A 19,892-nucleotide genomic window follows, 5' to 3' on the forward strand; every position below is an offset into this window, starting at 1 on the left:
CGACATACAACCAGAAACGCTCACCGGCAAAGCCGAGGTGGACGCCGGCTACGGGCGCCCCGCCAGCGCCTGGCGATCGATCCCCGCTACGCTGGTGACGCCGGTCAGGGCCATGGCGACCCGCATCTCCGCCTCGATAAGCTGCAGCATGTGCGTCACCCCGGCCTGGCCGCCCCCCGCCAGGGCATAGGCCCAGGCCCGACCGAGCAACACCCCCTTGGCGCCCAGGGCCAGCATCCGCACGACGTCCAGGCCGGAGCGCACGCCGCCGTCAACCAGGACGGTGAGGTCGTCGCCGACGGCGTCCGCAATCGGCGGCAGGGCTTCGGCGGTCGAGAGCACGCCGTCCAGCTGGCGGCCGCCGTGGTTGGAGACCACCAGGCCGTCGGCGCCCAGCTTCACCGCCTCGCGCGCATCCTCGACGTCGAGCACGCCCTTGATGACCAGCGGGCCGGTCCATTCGCTGCGAATGAAATCGAGATCTTTCCAGGCGATCCCCGGATCGAAATTGGCGCCCAGCCAGGCGAAGAAATCGCCGATGCCGGATTTTCCGGACAGCACCGGGGCGACGTTGCCGAGCGTATGCGGCCTGCCATGCAGCCCGACATCCCAGGCCCAGCCTGGCCGCTGCGCCGCCTGCCAAAAGCGGTCGAGCGACCCGGCGACATTGTCCGCGCCGCTCAGGCCCGAGCGCAAATCCCGGTAACGCGAGCCGGCGACGGGCATGTCGACGGTGAACACCAGGGTCGAGCAGCCGAGCTCCCGCGCCTTGGCCAGCAGGTCACGCATGAACACCCGGTCGCGGATCATATAGAGCTGAAACCAGAAGGGGCGCTCGACCGCCTTGGCCACCTCCTCCAGCGGGCAGACCGCGACGGTGGAGAGGCAGAAGGGCACGCCTGCAGCCTCCGCCGCCCGGGCGGCCATCACCTCGCCGCGTCGTGCGTACATGCCCGAGAGACCGACCGGCCCAAGCGCCACCGGCATGGCCAGCTTCTGGCCGAAGATCTCCGTCGAGAGGTCGAGCGAGGCCACGTCCCTCAACACCCGCTGACGAAGCGCGATCCGCTCCAGATCCTCGACGTTCCGCCGCAGCGTGACCTCCGCATAGGAGCCGCCGTCGATGTAGTCGAACAGGAAGCGCGGCAGGCGCCGGCGCGCCAGCTCTCGGTAGTCGAGCGCCGAGGCCGCCTTCATGCCGACGGCTCCGCTCGCTCGACGTCGCGGCGCCAGGCGTCCCGGTAGGCCGTGAGCGGAACCTCCAGCGGCTTCACCCGCACAAGTTCGCTGGTCGGCTGCAGGTGGGGATTCAGCAGGCGCAGGGCGCCGTAGGAGACATCTGTGTGGGCGTTCGACACGTAGATCCGATCGTTGGGCCTCAGGCTCGCCAGGCCGCGCACGAAGACCTCGGCCTCGGCGAATCGCCCCTCGACGAGAATGCGCGATCGGGCGCCGATCAGGTCGAGGGAAACGTCCGCCATCAGGGCAGCATATAGCGAGACCGCAGCGCGTCGCGCGGCCTGATCCGTCGGCGTGCCGATCCAGTGGCCGCGCTGGCCTGGGAAGGGGCCGACGCCGGGCGCGAAGGTCGGCAGGACGCACACGCCGCCCGCCGCCACCTCGGCCACGGCCTGCACCAGGGCGGGCTGGTCGGGCTTGATGTCGATGCGGCGCGCATCGACGCCGGTCAGCACCTCGATCTCGCGGCCGCCCATGAAGCGGGCGCTGGGGATCAGCCGGCCGTAGGCGTCGATATTGACCAGGCAGTCGCGCGCCTCCGGCAGGTCGGCGATCTCGACGAGGCTGTCGTCGGCCGGTGTGCGCATGGCCACGAACCAGGTGCCGGTGGACAGCACTGTGGCCTCATTCCCCGCGATCTCCGGAAAGCCGCGGGCCGCCAGCAGGGCGGCGTTGGAGTCGTGGAGGCCGCAGTAGATCTTCACGTCCGCCGGCAATCCGGTGCGGCGCGCCCAATCCTCGGTGATCATGCCCAGCACGTCGCCGGCTGCGGCCAGCGGCGCCAGCCGCTCCGCCCAGCCGCGCCGGCGCGCCAGGTCCGACGGCGCGCCGGCGCTGGGCCGCCAAAGGTCACTGTGACAGCCCAGGCTGGTCACCTCGCTGGCAGCGACGCCGGACAGCCGCCAGGCCCAGTACTGCGGCCATGGCAGGATCTGCGCGCCCTCGAGCAGGCCCGGATGAAGCCGCTCCAGATAGTCCAGCTGGGCCCCGAGATTGAGCCCGTCGGGCAGGGCCGGCGAGCCCGTCTGGGCGAAGGGGTCGCGCCCGACGTCATAGGCTTCGCGGTCGGCTGGCGGGATCGGCTCCTCGTAGTCGAGCGGCGGGACCGCCAGCGCGCCGTCACGCACGATGGCCGCCGCCGCGCCATGGCCGACCGGCACGATGGCGCCCACCCGGCCCCTGCCGGCGAAGTCGCTCAGGGTTGCCGCGATCCAGTCCTCGATCCCGGCCGCGTCGAGGGCGACATAGGCTCCGGCGTCGACCCTCTGGTTGGCGCGGGCGTCGCGCGCGACCAGCTCGCCGGCGGGGGTCCACAGGCTCAGCTTCGCCAGCGTCTTGCCGACGTCCAGCACCACAATCAGATCGTCTCGGCTCGACTTCATTTGATCATTTATTATCGAAGATGATTGATTGACGCCAGCCCCGAGGATAGGGTTGCTCACCTCATCTCGGGAGAGAAGGCGAATGAACGACGTGTCCCCCACGGCGACGGCCAGCGCCCTGCTGTTTGCGGTTCCCACCAGCCGTTGGTCGGACACGGACGCCGCGGCCAAGTCGCCCGAGGACCTGCTGCTCTATCGCTCGAACCTGCTGGGCTCGGACCTGACGGTCACCAACTTCGGCGGCGGCAACACCTCGGCCAAGCTCGATGCGCGCGATCCGCTGACCGGCGAAACGGTGAAGGTGCTGTGGGTGAAGGGCTCCGGCGGCGACATCGGTTCGATGAAGCTGGACGGCTTCGCGACCCTCTACCTCGACAAGTTCCGTGCGACCGAGGCCCTCTACCGCGGCGTCGAACATGAAGACGAGATGGTCGGCTACCTGCCGCACTGCACCTTCAACCTGAACCCGCGCGCGGCCTCGATCGACACCCCGCTGCACGGGCTGCTGCCGTTCGCTCATGTCGATCATGTGCACCCCGACGCCATCATTGCGCTCGCCGCCTCGGCCGGTGGCGAAACGGCGACCCGGGAGATCTGGGGCGGGCAGATCGGCTGGCTGCCGTGGAAGCGTCCGGGCTTCGAGCTCGGCGTGCAGATCCGCGACTATGTGGCGAAGACCCCCGGCCTGCGCGGGGTCATGCTCGCCGGCCACGGGATCATCTGCTGGGGAGAGGACGCCAAGGCGGCTTACGAGAACACCATCGCCCTGATCGCCGACGCGGCGCGCTACCTGAACGGCAGGCTGGCGGGCAAGCCGGCCTTCGGCGGCCCGCGGGTCGCCCCGCTGCCGGCCGACGAGCGCGCGGCGGTCGCCGCAAGCCTGATGCCCCGCCTGCGCGGCCTGATGACCGGCGCGCGCGGCAAGGTCGGCCACTTTTCCGACGACGCCGAGGCGCTGGAGTTCGTGGGCTCGAAAGACTTCCTGCGGTTGGCCGCCATCGGCACCTCCTGCCCCGACCACTTCCTGCGCACCAAAATCGCCCCGCTGACGCTCGACCCGGCGAAGCTGGACGACGAGGCCTATCTGGCCCAGGCCCTGGCCGACTACCGTGACGGCTACGCCGGCTACTACAGCCGCTGCGCTGGCCCGCGCGATCCGGCGATGCGCGACCCCAATCCAGTCGTGGTGCTGGTCCCCGGGGTCGGCCGGATCACCTTCGCGGCCGACAAGACCACGGCGCGGCTGGCCGGCGAGTTCTACGGCAACGCCATCAATGTGATGCGCGGGGCCGAGGCCATCGGCGGCTACGTCGGCCTGCCCGAACAGGAAGCCTTCGACATCGAGTACTGGGCGCTGGAAGAGGCCAAGCTGCAGCGCATGCCCAGGCCCAAGCCGATGGTCGGCAAGGTGGCCCTGGTCACCGGCGGCGCCGGCGGCATCGGCGCGGCGACCGCGGCTCGACTGATGGCGGACGGCGCTTGCGTCATGCTGGTCGACCGCGACGCCGGCGTGCTGGAAGAGGTCAAGGCCGGCTTCCAGAAGCAGTACGGCAAGGACCTGGTCCGCTCGGCGGTCTGCGACGTCACCGACGAGGCCCAGGTGATCGCCGCCTTCGCCGCCTGCGCCCGCGAGTTCGGCGGCCTCGACGTCTTTGTCGCCAACGCCGGCATCGCCTCCTCGGCCCCGATCGAGGAGACCACGGTCGCCCTCTGGACGAAGAACTATGACGTCCTGGCGCTCGGCTACTTCCTGACCTCGCGCGAGGCGATCAAGCTGATGAAGCCGCAGAAGAACGGCTCGATCGTCTTCATCGGCTCGAAGAACGGCCTGGCCGCCGCGACCGGCGCCGCGGCCTATGCCTCGGCCAAGGCGGCGGCCCTGCACCTGGCCCGCTGCCTGGCGCTGGAGTGCGCGCCGATGGGCATCCGGGTGAACAGCGTCAATCCGGACGCGGTGATCCGCGGCTCGCGCATCTGGGACGGCGACTGGCGCAAGGAGCGCGCCGGCGCCCATGGCGTCGACCCTGGCGCCGAGCTTGAAGAGCACTACCGCAAGCGCTCGATGCTGAAGCGCGACGTGCTGCCCGAGGACGTCGCCGAGGCAGTCTTCTTCTTCGCCTCGGAGGCCTCGGCCAAGTCGACCGGCAACATGCTCAACGTCGACGCCGGCAACGCCCAGGCCTTTACCCGCTAGACCACGCACAAGCGGCCGCAGAGCCGCTGGAGGAACGACATGGCCACCTCGCTACCGCTCTCGACCGACCAGATCGACGCGCACAACGCCGAGCGCATGGCCGCGCTGCAGGACGACTACGCCAGCCTCGGCCGCCAGCTGGCGCGCCGCGGCCTCGACATCGACGCCGTCAAGGCCAAGGTCGCCGGCTTCACCGTGGCCGTGCCCAGCTGGGGCGCCGGGCGGGGCGGCACCCGCTTCGCCAAGTTCCCGATCCCCGGCGAGCCGACCACCATCCACGAGAAGCTCGAGGACTGCGCGGTCATCAACCAGCTGAGCCGCGCGACGCCGCGGGTCTCGCCGCATTTCCCGTGGGACAAGGTCAGCGACTACAAGGCTTTGCGCGAGGAGGCCGAGAGTCTGGGCCTGGGCTTCGACGCGGTGAACTCCAACACCTTCCAGGACCAGCCGGGCCAGGCCCAGACCTACGCCACCGGCTCGCTCTCCTCGACCGTCGAGGCGACCCGCCAGCAGGCGGTGGCGCACAACATCGAGTGCATCGAGATCGGCCGGAAGCTCGGCGCCCGCGACCTCACCGTCTGGGTCGGCGACGGGAGCAACTTCCCCGGCCAGCAGGATTTCGCCCGCTCGCTCGACCGCTACCTGGAGGCCGCCGCCCAGGTCTACGCCGCCCTGCCCGACGGCTGGCGAATGCTGCTCGAGCACAAGATGTTCGAGCCCGCCTTCTACTCGACGGTGATCTCCGACTGGGGCTCGTCGATCCTCGCCGCCCAGACGCTGGGTCCCAAGGCCAAATGCCTGGTCGACCTCGGCCACCATGCGCCGAACGTCAACATCGAGCAGATCGTCGCCCGGCTGCACCGCTTCGGAAAGCTCGGCGGCTTCCACTTCAACGACAGCAAGTACGGCGACGACGACCTCGATAGCGGCTCGATCAATCCGCACCAGCTCTACCTGGTGTTCAACGAGCTGGTGGAAGCCGAGCTCAACCCGCGCGACGGCTTCGACCCGGCCTACATGATCGACCAGTCGCACAACGTCACCGACCCGATCGAGAGCATGCTGTCCTCTGCCGAGGCGATCGTCGGCGCCTACGCCAAGGCCGTGCTGGTCGACCGCGACGCCCTGCACGCCGCCCAGGAGGCCAACGACACGATGATGGCGTTTCAGGCCCTGCGCCGCGCCTACAACGTCGACGTCGCTCCGATCCTGGCCATGGCCCGGGTCGAGGCCGGCGGAGCGATCGACGTGCTCGCCGCCTATCGAGACGCCGGATGGCGCGAACGTAAGGCGCAGCAGCGCCGACCCGTCGGCCTGGGCGCCGGCATCGTCTGATCCGCAACAGCCGCCCGCCGATCCACCCGTAATCCCGGTCGGCGGGCGGCGGGGCCCGGCGCGACTCGAGATCGCGCCGGGCCCACCCCATCGAAGAACGACAATCGGCTGATCCGCGGCCATCTGGAGGAAGCCCACAATGGCCATCGAAATCGACGCCGCGCCCCCCGGCCTGAGCCCGCCGGACCTGCGCAGCCTACGCGGTCCGCTGGCCTTCGCGGTGGCCTGTTTCGTGGTCTGGGGCCTGGCCTATGGTCTGCTCGACGTCCTCAATAAGCACTTCCAGGAGACGCTGAACGTCGGCAAGGCGCAGTCGACCTGGCTGCAGATAGCCTATTTCGGCGCCTATCTGCTCATGAGCCTGCCCGCCGGCATGCTGCTGCAGGCGCGCGGCTACAAGTTCGGCATCGTCTTCGGCCTGGTGGTGACGGCTGCAGGCGCCCTGCTGTTCATCCCCTCGGCCCAGGCGGCGAGCTTTCCCTTCTTCGTGGGCTCGATGTTCGTCATGGCCTCGGGGCTCTGCTTCCTGGAGACCGCCGCCGACACCTATGTCAACGTGCTGGGTCCGCCGGAGCACGCCTCGCGCAGGCTCAATCTCGCCCAGTCCTTCAATGCGCTGGGGGTCTTCTTCGGCCCGGTGATCGGGGGCGCGTTGTTCTTCCGGGAGGGCGCGGCGGACGGCGCGCAGCAGGCGGTGCAGGCCACCTATCTGGCCATCGCCATCGCCGTGCTGGTCTTCGCCGCCATCGTGGCGCGCGCGCGCCTTCCGGAGCTGGGCGCCGACCATGGCGTCGAGCTCCTGCACGCCGCCCCCGCGGGCGCAGCGGCCGGGCCGACGACGCTGGCGCAACCGCACTTCGTCTTCGGAGTGATCACCCAGGCGCTCTACATCGGCGCCCAGGTCGGCATCGGCGCCTTCTTCATCAACCTCGTCACCGAGACCTGGCCTGGCCTGACCTCGCGCGACGGCGCCTTCCTGCTATCGATCGCCGCCGCCGCCTATCTGGTCGGCCGCTTCGCCACCACCGCCCTGCTGCTGCGGGTTCGCCCCCGTGCCGTGCTGACGGCCTATGGCCTGATCAACCTGGCGCTCTGCCTAGTGGTCGCCGCCGGAATCGCCAAGGTCTCAGCGGTGGCGCTGATCGCCGTCTTCTTCTTCATGTCGACCATGTTCGCGACCATCTTCACCCTGGGCGTCGCCGACCTCGGCGCCGCCACCAAGCGCGGCGCCTCGCTCATGGTCATGGCGATCGGCGGCGGGGTTCTCTTGCCCTATCCGATGGGCCGGATCGCCGAGGCCTACGGCACGCCCGCCGCCTTCCTGCTGCCCGCCGCCTGCTTCGCCGTCGTGGCGGCCTATGGCTGGCGCGGCGCCGCGCGTCCGCACGCCGTCAGATGAGCGCGGCGGACGTCACCGCGGCGGCGGGCGCCTGAGGTCCCCGTCGACCGCCCGGGCCACCGCCTCGACGCCGTGCAACGGGTCGCCGTCGCGCCGCAGCATGTCGTAGTAGCGATGCAGGTCCGCGGTCGAAACGCGCCGTACTTTGTGCTCGCGAGACCACTCCAGGCCGATCCTCTGGCCCAGGGTGCAGACCTTCGGCTGCAGCGCCAGCCGCTCGACGGCGCCGCCGTGGGCGACAAGCTGGGCGGCGATATCGTTCCAGTTCGGCTTGCCAGGGAGGCAGGCCAGCAGGTGGTCGCACTCGCCGGTCCAGAACCGCTTGTACCACCGCGCGTGTTCGGCGGTGTCGAAGCGCAGGTCCGCCGGAGACACGTAGCTCCGGCACAGAGGATTCACGAAGGCCTGCGCCTGCGCCTGGCCCGACAGGGCGACGAACAGGGCCGCCAGCCCAAGGCCGCGCCGGATGAGCGCCGCCCGCGTCACAGGTTCGCCGTCAGCGGACCTTCCGGCCGGCCGTCGACGAACTGACGCACCCGCGGATCGGTGGTGGCGTCGAGATCCGCCGGCGAGCCGCTCCAGACGATCTTGCCCTCGTGCAGCAGGGCGATCTCGTCGCCGATGGTCCGCGCCGAGGCCAGGTCGTGGGTGATGGAGACCGCCGTGCAGCCCAGGCGCCGGACCTGTTCGATGATCAGGTCGTTGATGGCGGCGGCCGTGATCGGGTCCAGGCCCGTGGTCGGCTCGTCGAAGAACAGGATCTCCGGCGTCGCCACGATGGCGCGCGCCAGGCCGACCCGCTTCTGCATGCCGCCGGAGAGCTCGCCCGGAAAAAGGTCCGCGACCTTCGCATCCAGGCGGACGCGCTCCAGGGCGTCGATCGCGCGGGCCTTCGCGGCCTTGCGGCCGACGCCGTCGGCGTTGATCAGGCGGAAGGCGACGTTCTCCCAGACCGTGACGCTGTCGAACAGGGCCGCGCCCTGGAACAGGACGCCGAACCGCGAGAACAGCTTGCGCCGCGCCGAGGCCCTGAGGCCGCTCACATCCTGCCCGTCGAGGGCGATCTGGCCGGCGTCGGGATGCATCAGGCCGAGCGCGATCTTGAGCGTGACCGACTTGCCCTGACCCGACCCGCCGATGATCACCAATGAGCGCCCCGTCTCGACGCTGAGGTCCAGGCCGTCCAGGACCGACGTCGCGCCGAAGCGTTTGACCACGCCCTTCCAGGCGAGTTTCGCCGGCGCGCCGATTGGGGGAGCGCCGGTTGCGGGCGCGCTGATCGGGGGTGCGCTCATGTGTGGGCGAACAGCGAGGTGAGCAGATAGTCCGCGGCGAACACCAGGACCGAGGCGGAGACCACGGCGTGGGTGGTGGCGCGGCCCACGCCGCGCGCGCCGCCCTTGGCGTTGTAGCCGTGATAGCAGCCCATCAGGGTGACGAGGAAGCCGAACACGGCGGCCTTGATGAGGCCCGTGCCGACGTCGCCGACCTGCAGGAAGTCCATCGTATTGCGGATATAGACGGTCGGATTGAAGTCCAGCACCCGGGTGGCGACCAGCCAGCCGCCCGCCACGCCGAGTAGATCGGCGACCGCGGTCAGCAGGGGCAGGACCAGCACGCCGGCCAGCAGGCGCGGCGCCACCAGGTAGCGGAACGGATCGGTCGACAGGGTCTGCATGGCGTCGATCTGCTCGGTCGCCCGCATGGCGCCGAGTTCCGCCGCGATGGCCGCCGACACCCGCCCCGCCAGCATCAGAGCCGCCAGCACGGGACCCAGCTCCCGGGTGATGCCCAGAGCGACGATCTGCGGCATCACCTGCTCGGCGTTGAACCGCCCTCCTCCGGTGTAGATGTTGAGCGCCAGCGCCGCCCCGGTGAAGACCGCGGTCAGCCCCACGACCGGCAGGGAAAAGTAGCCGATCGCCGCGAGCTGCCGCAGCAGCCGGCCCGGGAACCAGGGCGGGCTCACCACGGCGATGACGCCACGGCCAGCGAAGGCCGCCACCGAGCCCACCTTCCGCAGCCCCGCCAGAACCGAGCGGCCGAGCAGGCGCACGGGGGCGAACCCGGCGGGCGGCGACGCCAAGGTCGGAGCCGTCATCTCAAAAATCCGGCAGCGCCGCGGGATCGCCGGCGGCGGCCCCGACGCCGGAGGACGGGGTCGTCGCGGCAGGGGCTGGCGCCGCCGCATTTCCTTCAACCGACGGCTGCGGCCGGATGACCTGGCCGATCAGGCCGAAGAGGTCGACGGACCCTTGGGTGTTCTCGATCTCGCCGCCCGGCTTGAGGTCGTCCATCGCCCCGCCGGGCGCGATCACGATGTGCGCCCCGCCGAGCAGGCTGTCGCTGGTCACCTTGGCGGTGGAGTCCGAAGGCAGCTTGACGTCCTCGTCGAGGCTCAGCTTCGTCACCGCCAGATATGTTTTGGGATCCAGGGTGATCGTCGAGACCGTGCCGATCTTCACGCCAGCGACGCTGACCACCGCGCCAGGCGTCAGCGCGCCCACTTCGCCGAACTTGGCGGTGACCTCGTATTGCCCCGCCTTTCGATCCACGCCGCCGACCGTCAGCGAATAGACCAGGAAGACGGCGGCCAGGGCGACCACCACCAGGCCCACCAAGGTTTCAGCCCATTGTTCGCGCATTTCCGACCGCCTCCGTTCGTCCGAGCCGGCTCAGCGCGGCGCCGGCTGCTGCGCGTCGCGCCGCAGCTGGGCGATCAGCACGTCGATGTCGCCGTGGGCGTTGTCGATGGTGGAGACGAAATCCTGCTGCTGGGTGATCGCCAGCCAGACGCCCTTGAACTGCACGTCGACGACCTTCCAGGCGCCGCCGGCGCCCAGCACCCGCCAGGAAATCACCACCGGCTGGGACAGCTGGCCGCCGGTCACCTGGGTGGCGACGATCACGTCCCCGGGCTTGCGGACGGTCGAGCCGGTCACCCGCAGGGTCTCGCCATGGTAGTCGCTGATCCGGTTCCGGTAGACGCTTTCCGCATAGGTGCGGAAGGTCGGCGCGAACTGGGCGCGCTGGGCCGGCGTGATCGTGCGGGCGTATTTGCCGAGGACGAAGTTGGTGATCCTCGGCACGTCGGCCAGGTCGTCGATCGCCCGGTGGAAGACGGCCGCCTTCTGGGACTCGCTCATGCGGTTGTCGGCGAGGACGGTGATCACCCGCTGGGCGCCGATCTGCACGAACTGTTCTGCGCCCGGATCGCGGACGCCGGGTGCGCCTTGGGCGGCTCCGCCGATGACGCTGAGCGCGGCGGCGGCGAAAACGGTGGCGCACAGCGTGCGCCGCTTCAGTTGAGGCATCATCAATTCCAGGTCTTCGAAGTACGGATCATTCAGACGGGGTTGGGGTTGGGTCGAAGTCGGGCAGCGTCGCCGTTTCGCCCGTCGCCCGGTCGATGACCGCCGCGCGATACTGGCTGTAGGCCGAGCGGGTGGTCACATAGGGATCGGTGGCGTCCTCCAGCGCCCTGTACGCCGCGTCGCCCGAGGCGCGCAGGTCGAGGGCGGTGACGCCGGTGCGGATCGCGCCCGAGGTGGAGGTGATCGGACCGGTGACGAAGCCGATGGGATCGGTGACGACATCGACCACCCGGCCCACGCCGTCGCGCAGGTTCAACGGTCCCATCACCGGCAGATAGACGTAGGGACCGGTCTGGGCGCCGTAGCGGCCGAGGGTCTGGCCGAAGTCCGACTCGTGGCCGCGCAGCCCCCAGCCGCTGGCCACGTCGAACATGCCAAGCAGGCCGACCGTGCTGTTGACGACGAAGCGCACCCCCGTGCGGCCCGCGCGCCCGGCATGTCCCTGCAGGAGGTCCTCCAGCGCCGTGGAGGGTTCGCCGAGGTTGAAGACCACCGAGCTGACCCGTTTGCGCACGACCTTCGGCGTCACGTACATGTAGCCGTGGGCGATCGGGCCGATCAGGACGCGGTCGAGGCCCATGCCGACGGCGAACAGGCCGCGGTTGACCGGCTGCCACGGGTCATAGGCGATCGGCGTATTGGCGGCGGTCAGCGTGTTTGCGGCCGCCGACGGCGCAATCGCCGGCTCCGCCGCCGGCTGTGCGGCCGCCGCAGTCGCGATCAGCGCGCCCGCCAGGCCAAGGCCGACATGTCGCCAGGCCGCGAACCGGCGTTCGATCATTCTGCTGGGTCGAGTCATGCTCACTCCGTAGACTGATGCCACGTAGCTATACCGTGCTCAGGATCAAGCCCACGCGTCAGGTATTCAGCGCAGCCCAGCGCTCGACGCCCAAATCCCTGGGCCCCTGTGCTCTGCAGGTTGCACATTCACGCGCCCGATGAATTATCAGCCTGGTCACGCCCTCGCCACCCTCGTTACTCCGAAGTTTCCGCAGGAACGCGCACGCGGGGACACGGGTCTCATCCGTGGCGCCCCTATCCTCGCACAGCGCCGCTTGGAGCTGTCTCACCCGATTTGCGGCGCCCGGCGCGGGATCTCCTTCGCCCAGTGGCGCATTTCCGGCACGGGTCTCCGCCGCCGCCGCAAGGCGGCTGCGCCGACGCCTTGCAAAGCGTATGGGTTCGGTCGAGTTTCGAGCAGAGCATCCAGGAGCAGCTGTGAGCAAAGACGACATCACCAAGGCGACCGCCGAGCGCGTTCTGGAGCTGGCCGAAGAGGTCGAGGCCTCCGCAGAGGCGACCCTCGGCGGCGCGGCCCTGGAGACCGCGCGTGCGGCCCTTCACAAATGGATCGACGGCCTGAAGGCGGTGGTGGTCAATCCGGCCCTCGGCCGCGTGACCGTCATCCACGAGAACGGACGCCAGTCCACCATCACCTCGCCCGACCTGCCGTTCGTGATGAGCACCCCGGTCAAGGACAAGCCGGCCGAATAGGTCGCGCCGCGGTCCCGCCCGGCTCAGCTTCCGAGATTGAGCAGGGCCGGGTCGCCGCCCTGGGCGGCGGTGTTGACGCTGACCGCCCGCTCCACGGCGTACCGGAGGAGCGCGTGCGGGCCGCCGGCCTTGGGGCCGGTGCCGGAGAGCCCCTCCCCGCCGAACGGCTGCACGCCGACGACGGCGCCGGTCATCGAACGGTTGACGTAGACATTGCCGGCCGGGACCGCGCGGCGCACCCGTTCGGCGAAGGCCTCGATGCGGCTATGGATGCCCAGCGTCAGCCCATAGCCCGCCGCCTTCAACGCCCCGGCGGCGGCGTCCAGGTTCTGCGGATCGTAGCGCACCACGTGCAGGATCGGCCCGAACACCTCCTTCTGCAGGAAGCTTGCGTCGGAAATCTCCGCGATCACCGGCCCGAAGAAATGCCCGCCCGGCGGAGCCTCGAGCTCGGCCAGCACCCAGGCCTCGCGCCCGAGCCGCTCCCTATGCGCCTCCAGTGCGGCGCGCGCCTCCTCGTCGATCACCGGACCCACATCGGTCGCGGGATCCGCCGGATCGCCGACGACCAGGGTGCGCATCGCCCCGACCAGCCCTTCCATCAAGAGGTCCGCGGTCTCGTCGGGGACGAACAGCAGCCGCAGCGCCGAGCAGCGCTGGCCGGCGGAGCCGATCGCCGAGGTCATGACGTCGTCGATCACCTGCTCGCGGAGCGCCGTGGTGTCGACGAACATGGCGTTGAGCCCGCCGGTCTCGGCGATGAAGGGGATGATCGGGCCGTTGCGCGCCGCCAGCGCCCGGTTGATCGCCCAGGCCGTCTCGGTGCCGCCGGTGAAGGCCACCCCGGAGCAGGCCGGATGAGTCACCAGCGCCTGGCCGACGCTTGCCCCCTCGCCGGGCAGCAGGTGCAGCAGGTCCGGATCCAGCCCCGCGGCGTGGAACAGCCGCACGGCCGCCGCGGCGATGAAAGGGGTCTGTTCGGCGGGCTTGACCAGGACCGCGTTGCCGGCGGCCAGCGCGGCGGCGATCTGGCCGGTGAAGATGGCCAGCGGGAAGTTCCACGGGCTGATGCAGGCGAAGACGCCGCGGCCGTGCAGCGACAGCCGGTTGGTCTCACCCACCGGCCCCTTCATCGTCTCGGGCCAGGCGAACTGGCGTTCGGCGAGGCTGGCGTAGTAGCGGCAGAAGTCGGCGGCCTCGCGCACCTCGGCGATCCCATCGGCCAGGGTCTTGCCGGCCTCGCGGGCGCAAAGGGCGATCAGCCGGTCGCGGTTCGCCTCCAGCGCATCGGCCATGGCGCGCAGCACCGGCGCCCGGCCGTCTCCGCCGAGCGCGTCCCAGTGGGGCTGGGCGGCCTGGGCGGCGGCGTAGGCGGCGTTCACGTCGTCCAGGCTCGCGTCGCCCGCCTCGCCCAGGACCCGTCCGAGATCGGCGGGCGCGCAGCGCGGCTGGCCGGCGCGGCCGGCGGTCTCGCGGCCGCCGACGATCGGCCCGGCGCTCAGGTCGTCGCCGTCCAGGGCGGCGACCGCCGCCGCCAGCCGGGCGCGGGTTTCGGCGATCGAGAGGTCGAGCCCCTCGCTGTTGCGCCGCGCCGCGCCGTAGAGGTCGCGCGGCAAGGGGATGCGCGGGTGCGGCCCGCCGCCGGACGCCCGCACCGCCTCGACCGGGTCGGAGACCACCTTCTCCACCGGAGTCTTCTCGTCCAGCAGGGCGTGGACGAAGGAGGTGTTGGCGCCGTTCTCCAGCAGCCGCCGGACCAAATAGGGCAGCAGGTCCTCGTGGCTGCCGACCGGCGCGTAGACCCGCAAGGGAAACGCGCCGTAGCGCTCGCGGGCGGCGGCGTAGAGCGCCTCGCCCATGCCGTGCAGCCGCTGGTGCTCGACCTTCAGCCCGGCGGCCTGCGCCATCTGCCGGACAGCCGCCAGGGTGTGGGCGTTGTGGGTTGCGAACTGGGCGTAGAGATCCGGCGCCGCCGCGATCAGCGCCCGCGCGCAGACCAGGTAGCAGAGATCGGTCGCGGCCTTGGTGGTCCAGACCGGATAGCCGGGCAGTCCGGCCACCTGGGCGCGCTTGATCTCGCTGTCCCAATAGGCGCCCTTGACCAGCCGCACCATCAGCCGCCGGCCGCGGCGCCGGGCGATCCCGGCCACGGCGTTGATCACCTCCGGAGCTCGCTTCTGATAGGCCTGCACCGCCAGGCCGAGGCCACGCCAGTCGCCGAGTTCGGCCTCGCCGGCCAGCCGGTCGAGCAGTTCCAGAGAGATCACCAGCCGGTCCGCCTCCTCGGCGTCCAGCGTCAGGTTGATGTCGGCCCTGGCGGCCTGGACGGCCAGCCGCAGGACGCGGGGATAGAGTTCGGCCCAGACCCGCTCGGCCTCGCGCGCCTCGTAGCGCGGCGACAGCGCCGAGAGCTTGACCGAGACGCCGTGGCCGGCCTCCGGCCCGCGGCCCGGATCCGCCAGCGCCACCTTGGCGATCGCCACGGCGTAGGCCGCCTCGTAGCGCTCGGCGTCGGCTTCGGTGCGAGCGCCCTCCCCCAGCATGTCGAATGAGCAGACGAAGCCCTCGGCCGCCGCCCGCCTCAGCGCCTTCTCGACCGTCGCGCCCAGCACGAACTGCTCGCCCATGATGCGCACGGCCACCCCCACCGCGTGGCGGATGACCGGCTCGCCCAGCCGGCCCGCGAGCCGGCGCAGGAAGCCCGGCAGGTCTTTCTCGGCCTGTTCGTCCGGATCGATCAGCCGGCCGGTGAGCATCAGGCTCCAGGTCGAGGCGTTGACCAGCACCGAGCCCGAGCGGCCGACGTGGCTCGCCCAGTCCGCCGAGGCGATCTTCTCGGCGATCAGCCGGTCGCGGGTCGCCTCGTCCGGCGTGCGCAGCAGGGCCTCGGCCAGGCACATCAGCGCCAGGCCCTCGGGCGTCGAAAGGCTGAATTCCTGCAGGAAATCCTCGACCAGGCCTTGGCGGCGGTCGCCGCGCCGGGCCGCGCCGACCAGGGCCAGCGCATCGGCGCGCACCGCCTCGCGGGCGTCCGGCGACAGGGGCTCGGCGGCGAGAAGCTGGGCCAGCGCGGCCCGCTCGTCGGTGAATTTCAGCGCGTCCAGATGATCCAGCGACATGGCGGCGACCCCGACGCCGACTGACCGGCGCATCTACGGGATACCTCACCTTTCTCCGGATAGGCTGCGGATATATGATCCAAATGCCGCACAATATCTGGGTGAATCACGCCTATGCCGGACGAACTTCGACTGGACGCCACCGACCGCCGATTGCTCCGCGTCCTGCAGGCCGACGGCCGCATCAGCAACCAGGAGCTGGCCCAGCGCTGCAACCTCTCGCCCTCGGCCTGTTCGGAGCGGGTCCGGCGGCTGCGCGAGCAGGGCTACATCACAGGCTTCGCCGCCCTCGTCGATCCGGCGAAGATCGGCCGCTCTCTGCTGATCTTCGTGGAGGTCGTCCTCGACCGCACCACCGCCGACGTGTTCGACGCCTTCGCCGCCGCCGCCCGGCGCGCGCCCGACGTGCTCGAGTGCTACATGGTGGCCGGCGGCTTCGACTATCTGATCAAGGCCCGCGTCCGCGACATGGAGGCCTATCGCGCCTTCCTGGGCGAGGTGCTGGTGCAGATGCCGGGCGTGCGCGAGACCCGCACCTACGCCGTCCTGGAGGAGATCAAGGCCGGCGCCGCCCTGCCGATCTGAGACGCTTAGCAGCTCCCAGGCAGCGGAGTCGTCCCACGACCTTGCGGATGGTGCTATGCAGACGAGGCCATCCTCGAGCTGGGGATCGTCGTCGCCCATGCCGCTGCAGCGCTCCGCCAGCGGTTGAATTCAGGGAACCCGCGCATGACGGAAGTCGTCTATCAGGTCGTCGAGCATGACGGCGGTTGGGCCTACAAGGTCGACGGCTCCTTCTCGGAGACCTTCCCGACGCATGAGGCGGCGCACCGCGCGGCCGTCCGCGCCGCAGCCGAGCAGCGCCAGCCGGGCGAGACCGCCGACATCGTCTACGAGGACGCCTCCGGCCGCTGGCACGCCGAAATCGACTCCGGCGACGACCGCCCCGACACCAGGGTCGACGACTGAACGGAGCCGCGAATGTCGAGTCAGGATGAGAGAGTCGCCGAAGGCGTCGAAGTCCGGGAGACCGGCGGGGGCAAGTTCCAGGTGGAGGTCCGCGCCGGCGGCGTGACCTTCCTCGCCGACGAACCGGCTGCGGTCGGCGGCCTGGGCTCCGGCCCCACCCCCTATGACCTGATCGCCTCGGCGCTCGGCGCCTGCACGGCGATGACGGTCAGGCTCTATGCGACGCGGAAACAGTGGCCCCTCGACGCAGTGACGGTCCGCGTGCTGCACCGCCGGGACGGACTGGAGGCGAAAGATCGTCTGGCGCGCGAAATCGTGCTGGACGGCGATCTCACGCCGGACCAGCGGCTCCGGATCCTGGAGATCGCCAACCGCTGTCCGGTCCACCAGACCCTGACGCGGGGGGTCGACGTGATCACCGTCCTGGCCGAACAGCCCCTTCCCGGCCGCCTGGACCCGGAGCCCACCGACCATGCCAACGACATGATCGAGGCCTGCCAGGACTGAGAGCGCATCGCCGCCCCCGCGGGGCGGCTGGGCAACGCGCGAACTTCAGGCGCTTAGGCGCGCGGCGTTCATCCGACGCATCCAGCGCACCAGGGCGGGATCCGGGTGGCGCTCGAGGATCTCGCGCAGGGCTGCGACGCGCTCGTCCTGTCCCAGTTTGAAGCGGGCGTGCACCGCCAGCGCCTCGGCGCGGAAGCCGATGATCGCCGCCTCCATCGGGGCGTAGCGGGCGCCCAGCCGCTCGGAGGTCCAGCCCGTCGGCTCCGCGGTCTCCATGGCCGCGACCAGCCGGCCCAAGGCGCCGCTGACCTCCGGCTCGAAGCGGAGGCGCGCCTCGATGCGCACCTGGGCGTAGTTCCAGGTCGGCGCCCAGTTGGCCTCCGAGACCCGGGCCGGGGAGACATAGGCCTGCGGCCCGGTGAACAGGATCACGGCCTCCGGCGACGCCTGCAGCGCGGCCATCAGCGGATTGCGCCGGGACATGTGTCCGACCAGGGCCGTGACCTGGCCCGCCGTATCGACGTCGGCCAGCAACGGCAGCAGGGCCGGCGGCTCGGCCCCGCTGGCGCGCGGGCACACCCAGGCCAGCGGAAATTCCGCGATCAGTTGGGCGACGTCCTCGGGGAGGTAGGTCTCGAAGGGCGACCCGGGCGCCGACGCGCTCACCGGCTGGTCCTCGACGCCACCGGCGGTCCTCGATCTTCACGCAGCACCGCGGCCATCCATCTGCTTTCTCCCGGCAGGATCGGTCCGCCGCCTGCGAGCGACAAGCGCCAATACCGACAAACCCATGGGGCCAAGGCGCCGGCCATTGCGGCCGTGGCGCGGCCCGCTACCTTGGCCCGGCCAACCTAGACCTTGAAAGCCCAGGAACGGGACCAATGCCGCGACCGTGGAAGCTGTCTCTCGGCGGAATGATCGATCCCGCCCGCGCCACTCCGGTCTATCTGCAGATCGCCCACGCCCTGATCCATGAGATCGAGCGCGGACGGCTGGTCTCGGGCGCCTACCTGCCGAGCAGCCGCGACCTGGCCAACCTCCTGGGCGTCAACCGCAAGACGGTCGTTCTGGCCTACGAGGACCTGATCGCCCAGGGCTGGCTGACCTCCGGCAGCACGCGCGGCACCATGGTCTCGGACCAGCTGCCGGCCGCCCGCGGCAGGCCGGCCGCGCCGACGCCGATGACCGACAAGGCGCCGGCCTACCGCTTCCACGCCCCGCCGGAACGGCCGCTCGCCCTGCCCTCGGACGCACGCATCCGCCTGGACGAAGGCTCCCCCGACGGCCGGCTGTTTCCGGAGGACATACTGGCGCGGGCCTATCGCACGGCGGTGCAGCAGGCCTCGCGGGGCAACCGCCTGCTCTATGGCGACCCGCGCGGCGCGCCCGGCCTGCGCCGCAGCCTCGCCGCCATGCTCGCCGCCGAGCGGGGCCTGAGCGTCGGGACGGAAAACATCTGCGTCACCCGCGGCAGCCAGAACGCCATCTTTCTGGCCGCGCGCACCCTGCTCTCGCCCGGCGACGCCGTGCTCGTCGAGAGCCTCACCTACGAGCCCGCGGCAGCGGCCTTCCAGGCCTGCGGAGCCCGGGTGGTCTCGGTCCGGACCGGCGACCAGGGGATCGACGTGGAGGATGTCGAGCGCCAGTGCCGCGCCCACCGCGTGCGCGCCATCTTCCTGACGCCGCACCACCAGTTCCCCACCACGGTGTCGCTGCGGCCCGACCGGCGGCTGCGCCTGCTGCTGCTCGCCCGGCAGTTCGACTTCGCGGTGATCGAGGACGACTACGACCACGAGTTCCACTTCGAGTCCCAGCCGCTGCTGCCGATGGCCAGCTACGCGCCGGAGCGGGTGATCTATGTGGGCTCTCTGTCGAAGCTGCTGCTGCCGGCCCTGCGCATCGGCTATATCGCAGCCCCCGCCCGCTTCATCGACGCCGTGGCCCACAACGTCTCGGTGACCGACGGCATGGGCAACACCATCACCGAGGAGGCGGCCGCCGAGCTGCTCGACAGCGGCGAGCTGCGCCGCCACGCGCGCAAAGTCGCCCAGATCTATGGCCGACGCCGGCTGGCCTTCGCCGAGGCGCTGCAGCGGCATCTGGGCGCGATGATCGACATGCGCATGCCGGACGGCGGCCTCGCCTTCTGGCTGCGCTTCCGCGACACGGCCGACCTCGACCGGATCGAGGCGCGCGCGCCGGGCCTTGGCCTGCGCATGGCCGATTCACGCTCCTTCGCCGCCAGCGACGACGCCGTGCGGGGCCTGAGGATCGGCTTCGCCAGCCTGCGCGAGGCCGAGGCCGACGCCGCCCTCAAGCTGATGGCCCAGGCGGCGGCGCGCGAACCCGCCTGCACGGAGTAACCGGCGTTCTTGGAGCGGCTTCTGACTCAGTAGTCCAGGACGACCCCGATCTGAGCGGTGTAGGCGCCCACCATGGCTCCGGACTGCCGCGCCAGGATGCGCCCGTAGACGGTGACCGTTTCCTGGAAGGAGCCGGCGAGGCTGGCGGTCCCGGCGATGGATTTGGCGCCGCCGCTGCCGCCGTCCCCCCAAAGGGTCGTTCTCGAAGGATCCAGAAACAGCTGATAGAGTAGACCGTTTGGCCCATCGGTGAGTTCGCGGTCGGAGGGGGCGCCTGGCCCGGTCAAGCTGATCGATCCGTTGATTACGACAGGAACCCCGTTGGAACTGGTGCAGGTCACGGTGATCGTCGCGGTGGAGTCCGTCGGCGCATCCTCGTAGGGCCCGTATTGGCCGAACATGAGCGGCGTGGCGGAGAGGGTGCAAACTGCACTGGCCTCGGCCGGGCCCGGCGCAGCGGCCAGCGCCGTCGACAGCCCCAGAACCGTCAGCCAGGCAAGTCGAACACGCATTGACC

At 70.7% G+C, this 19,892-nt stretch carries 19 protein-coding genes; 8 read left to right on the plus strand and 11 right to left on the minus strand.

Features of this window, described 5'->3' with window-relative positions:
- Window positions 1-48: 48 nt before the first annotated feature.
- A complete protein-coding gene (gene lldD, locus ACSQ2B_RS10015) occupies window positions 49-1,197 on the minus strand; it encodes an FMN-dependent L-lactate dehydrogenase LldD (RefSeq protein WP_436049433.1) in 1,149 nt (382 codons plus the stop codon).
- A complete protein-coding gene (locus ACSQ2B_RS10020; protein ID WP_436049434.1) occupies window positions 1,194-2,621 on the minus strand; it encodes an FGGY-family carbohydrate kinase in 1,428 nt (475 codons plus the stop codon). Before ACSQ2B_RS10020 ends, lldD begins: the two co-directional genes overlap by 4 nt.
- A gap of 82 nt (window positions 2,622-2,703) precedes the next feature.
- On the opposite strand from ACSQ2B_RS10020, the gene ACSQ2B_RS10025 reads away from it, so the two are divergent.
- From ACSQ2B_RS10025 to ACSQ2B_RS10035, 3 genes are all read left to right on the plus strand, one after another.
- Window positions 2,704-4,815, plus strand: coding sequence for a bifunctional rhamnulose-1-phosphate aldolase/short-chain dehydrogenase (locus tag ACSQ2B_RS10025; RefSeq protein WP_436049435.1), 2,112 nt, complete (start codon window positions 2,704-2,706; stop codon window positions 4,813-4,815).
- Between the two features lie 39 nt (window positions 4,816-4,854).
- Window positions 4,855-6,150 (plus strand): L-rhamnose catabolism isomerase, encoded by a 1,296-nt coding sequence (gene rhaI / locus ACSQ2B_RS10030; protein WP_436049437.1) that lies wholly within the window; start codon window positions 4,855-4,857, stop codon window positions 6,148-6,150.
- 139 nt (window positions 6,151-6,289) lie between these two features.
- The gene (locus tag ACSQ2B_RS10035) at window positions 6,290-7,549 is read left to right on the plus strand and encodes a sugar MFS transporter (RefSeq protein WP_436049439.1); all 1,260 of its coding nucleotides are present in this window, start codon (window positions 6,290-6,292) and stop codon (window positions 7,547-7,549) included.
- Window positions 7,550-7,561: 12 nt separating this feature from the next.
- Here ACSQ2B_RS10035 and ACSQ2B_RS10040 read toward each other — a convergent pair whose 3' ends face one another.
- From ACSQ2B_RS10040 to ACSQ2B_RS10065, 6 genes are read right to left on the minus strand one after another with little or no spacing between them, the layout of a single operon-like run.
- On the minus strand, window positions 7,562-8,035 hold the full coding sequence (locus ACSQ2B_RS10040) for a hypothetical protein (protein WP_436049441.1): 474 nt from the start codon (window positions 8,033-8,035) through the stop codon (window positions 7,562-7,564).
- A complete protein-coding gene (locus ACSQ2B_RS10045) occupies window positions 8,032-8,844 on the minus strand; it encodes an ABC transporter ATP-binding protein (protein ID WP_436049443.1) in 813 nt (270 codons plus the stop codon). The genes ACSQ2B_RS10040 and ACSQ2B_RS10045 overlap by 4 nt, the downstream gene beginning before the upstream one ends.
- Window positions 8,841-9,650, minus strand: coding sequence for an MlaE family ABC transporter permease (locus ACSQ2B_RS10050; protein ID WP_436049445.1), 810 nt, complete (start codon window positions 9,648-9,650; stop codon window positions 8,841-8,843). Before ACSQ2B_RS10050 ends, ACSQ2B_RS10045 begins: the two co-directional genes overlap by 4 nt.
- Before the next feature lies 1 nt (window position 9,651).
- Window positions 9,652-10,194 carry an outer membrane lipid asymmetry maintenance protein MlaD gene (gene mlaD / locus ACSQ2B_RS10055; protein ID WP_436049447.1) on the minus strand — a complete coding sequence of 181 codons (543 nt, stop codon included), beginning with the start codon at window positions 10,192-10,194 and terminating at the stop codon, window positions 9,652-9,654.
- 30 nt (window positions 10,195-10,224) lie between these two features.
- Window positions 10,225-10,866 carry an MlaC/ttg2D family ABC transporter substrate-binding protein gene (locus tag ACSQ2B_RS10060; RefSeq protein WP_436049449.1) on the minus strand — a complete coding sequence of 214 codons (642 nt, stop codon included), beginning with the start codon at window positions 10,864-10,866 and terminating at the stop codon, window positions 10,225-10,227.
- Window positions 10,867-10,891: 25 nt separating this feature from the next.
- Window positions 10,892-11,722, minus strand: coding sequence for an MlaA family lipoprotein (locus ACSQ2B_RS10065; RefSeq protein WP_436049451.1), 831 nt, complete (start codon window positions 11,720-11,722; stop codon window positions 10,892-10,894).
- Window positions 11,723-12,141: 419 nt separating this feature from the next.
- Between ACSQ2B_RS10065 and ACSQ2B_RS10070 the strand changes: the two genes are divergently transcribed.
- Window positions 12,142-12,417 carry a hypothetical protein gene (locus ACSQ2B_RS10070; RefSeq protein WP_436049453.1) on the plus strand — a complete coding sequence of 92 codons (276 nt, stop codon included), beginning with the start codon at window positions 12,142-12,144 and terminating at the stop codon, window positions 12,415-12,417.
- A gap of 23 nt (window positions 12,418-12,440) precedes the next feature.
- Here the strand turns inward: ACSQ2B_RS10070 and putA are convergent, their stop codons facing one another.
- Entirely contained in the window at window positions 12,441-15,569 is a 3,129-nt protein-coding gene (putA, locus tag ACSQ2B_RS10075) for a bifunctional proline dehydrogenase/L-glutamate gamma-semialdehyde dehydrogenase PutA (RefSeq protein WP_436049455.1), read from the minus strand.
- Between the two features lie 81 nt (window positions 15,570-15,650).
- Between putA and ACSQ2B_RS10080 the strand changes: the two genes are divergently transcribed.
- From ACSQ2B_RS10080 to ACSQ2B_RS10090, 3 genes are all read left to right on the plus strand, one after another.
- Window positions 15,651-16,121 carry an Lrp/AsnC ligand binding domain-containing protein gene (locus tag ACSQ2B_RS10080; protein WP_436049457.1) on the plus strand — a complete coding sequence of 157 codons (471 nt, stop codon included), beginning with the start codon at window positions 15,651-15,653 and terminating at the stop codon, window positions 16,119-16,121.
- A 144-nt stretch (window positions 16,122-16,265) separates the two neighbouring features.
- Entirely contained in the window at window positions 16,266-16,505 is a 240-nt protein-coding gene (locus ACSQ2B_RS10085; RefSeq protein WP_436049458.1) for a DUF2188 domain-containing protein, read from the plus strand.
- Window positions 16,506-16,517: 12 nt separating this feature from the next.
- Complete coding sequence (locus ACSQ2B_RS10090; RefSeq protein WP_436049460.1) at window positions 16,518-17,012, plus strand: OsmC family protein; 495 nt, start codon at window positions 16,518-16,520, stop codon at window positions 17,010-17,012.
- 45 nt (window positions 17,013-17,057) lie between these two features.
- Here the strand turns inward: ACSQ2B_RS10090 and ACSQ2B_RS10095 are convergent, their stop codons facing one another.
- Window positions 17,058-17,678, minus strand: coding sequence for an FMN-binding negative transcriptional regulator (locus tag ACSQ2B_RS10095; RefSeq protein ID WP_436049461.1), 621 nt, complete (start codon window positions 17,676-17,678; stop codon window positions 17,058-17,060).
- 215 nt (window positions 17,679-17,893) lie between these two features.
- Between ACSQ2B_RS10095 and ACSQ2B_RS10100 the strand changes: the two genes are divergently transcribed.
- Complete coding sequence (locus tag ACSQ2B_RS10100; protein WP_436049463.1) at window positions 17,894-19,375, plus strand: PLP-dependent aminotransferase family protein; 1,482 nt, start codon at window positions 17,894-17,896, stop codon at window positions 19,373-19,375.
- A 26-nt stretch (window positions 19,376-19,401) separates the two neighbouring features.
- Here ACSQ2B_RS10100 and ACSQ2B_RS10105 read toward each other — a convergent pair whose 3' ends face one another.
- On the minus strand, window positions 19,402-19,887 hold the full coding sequence (locus ACSQ2B_RS10105; RefSeq protein WP_436049464.1) for a spore coat protein U domain-containing protein: 486 nt from the start codon (window positions 19,885-19,887) through the stop codon (window positions 19,402-19,404).
- Between the last annotated feature and the right edge of the window lie 5 nt (window positions 19,888-19,892).

Origin of the sequence: Phenylobacterium sp. LjRoot225 (assembly GCF_964252855.1) — a bacterium.
Classification (GTDB): domain Bacteria; phylum Pseudomonadota; class Alphaproteobacteria; order Caulobacterales; family Caulobacteraceae; genus Phenylobacterium.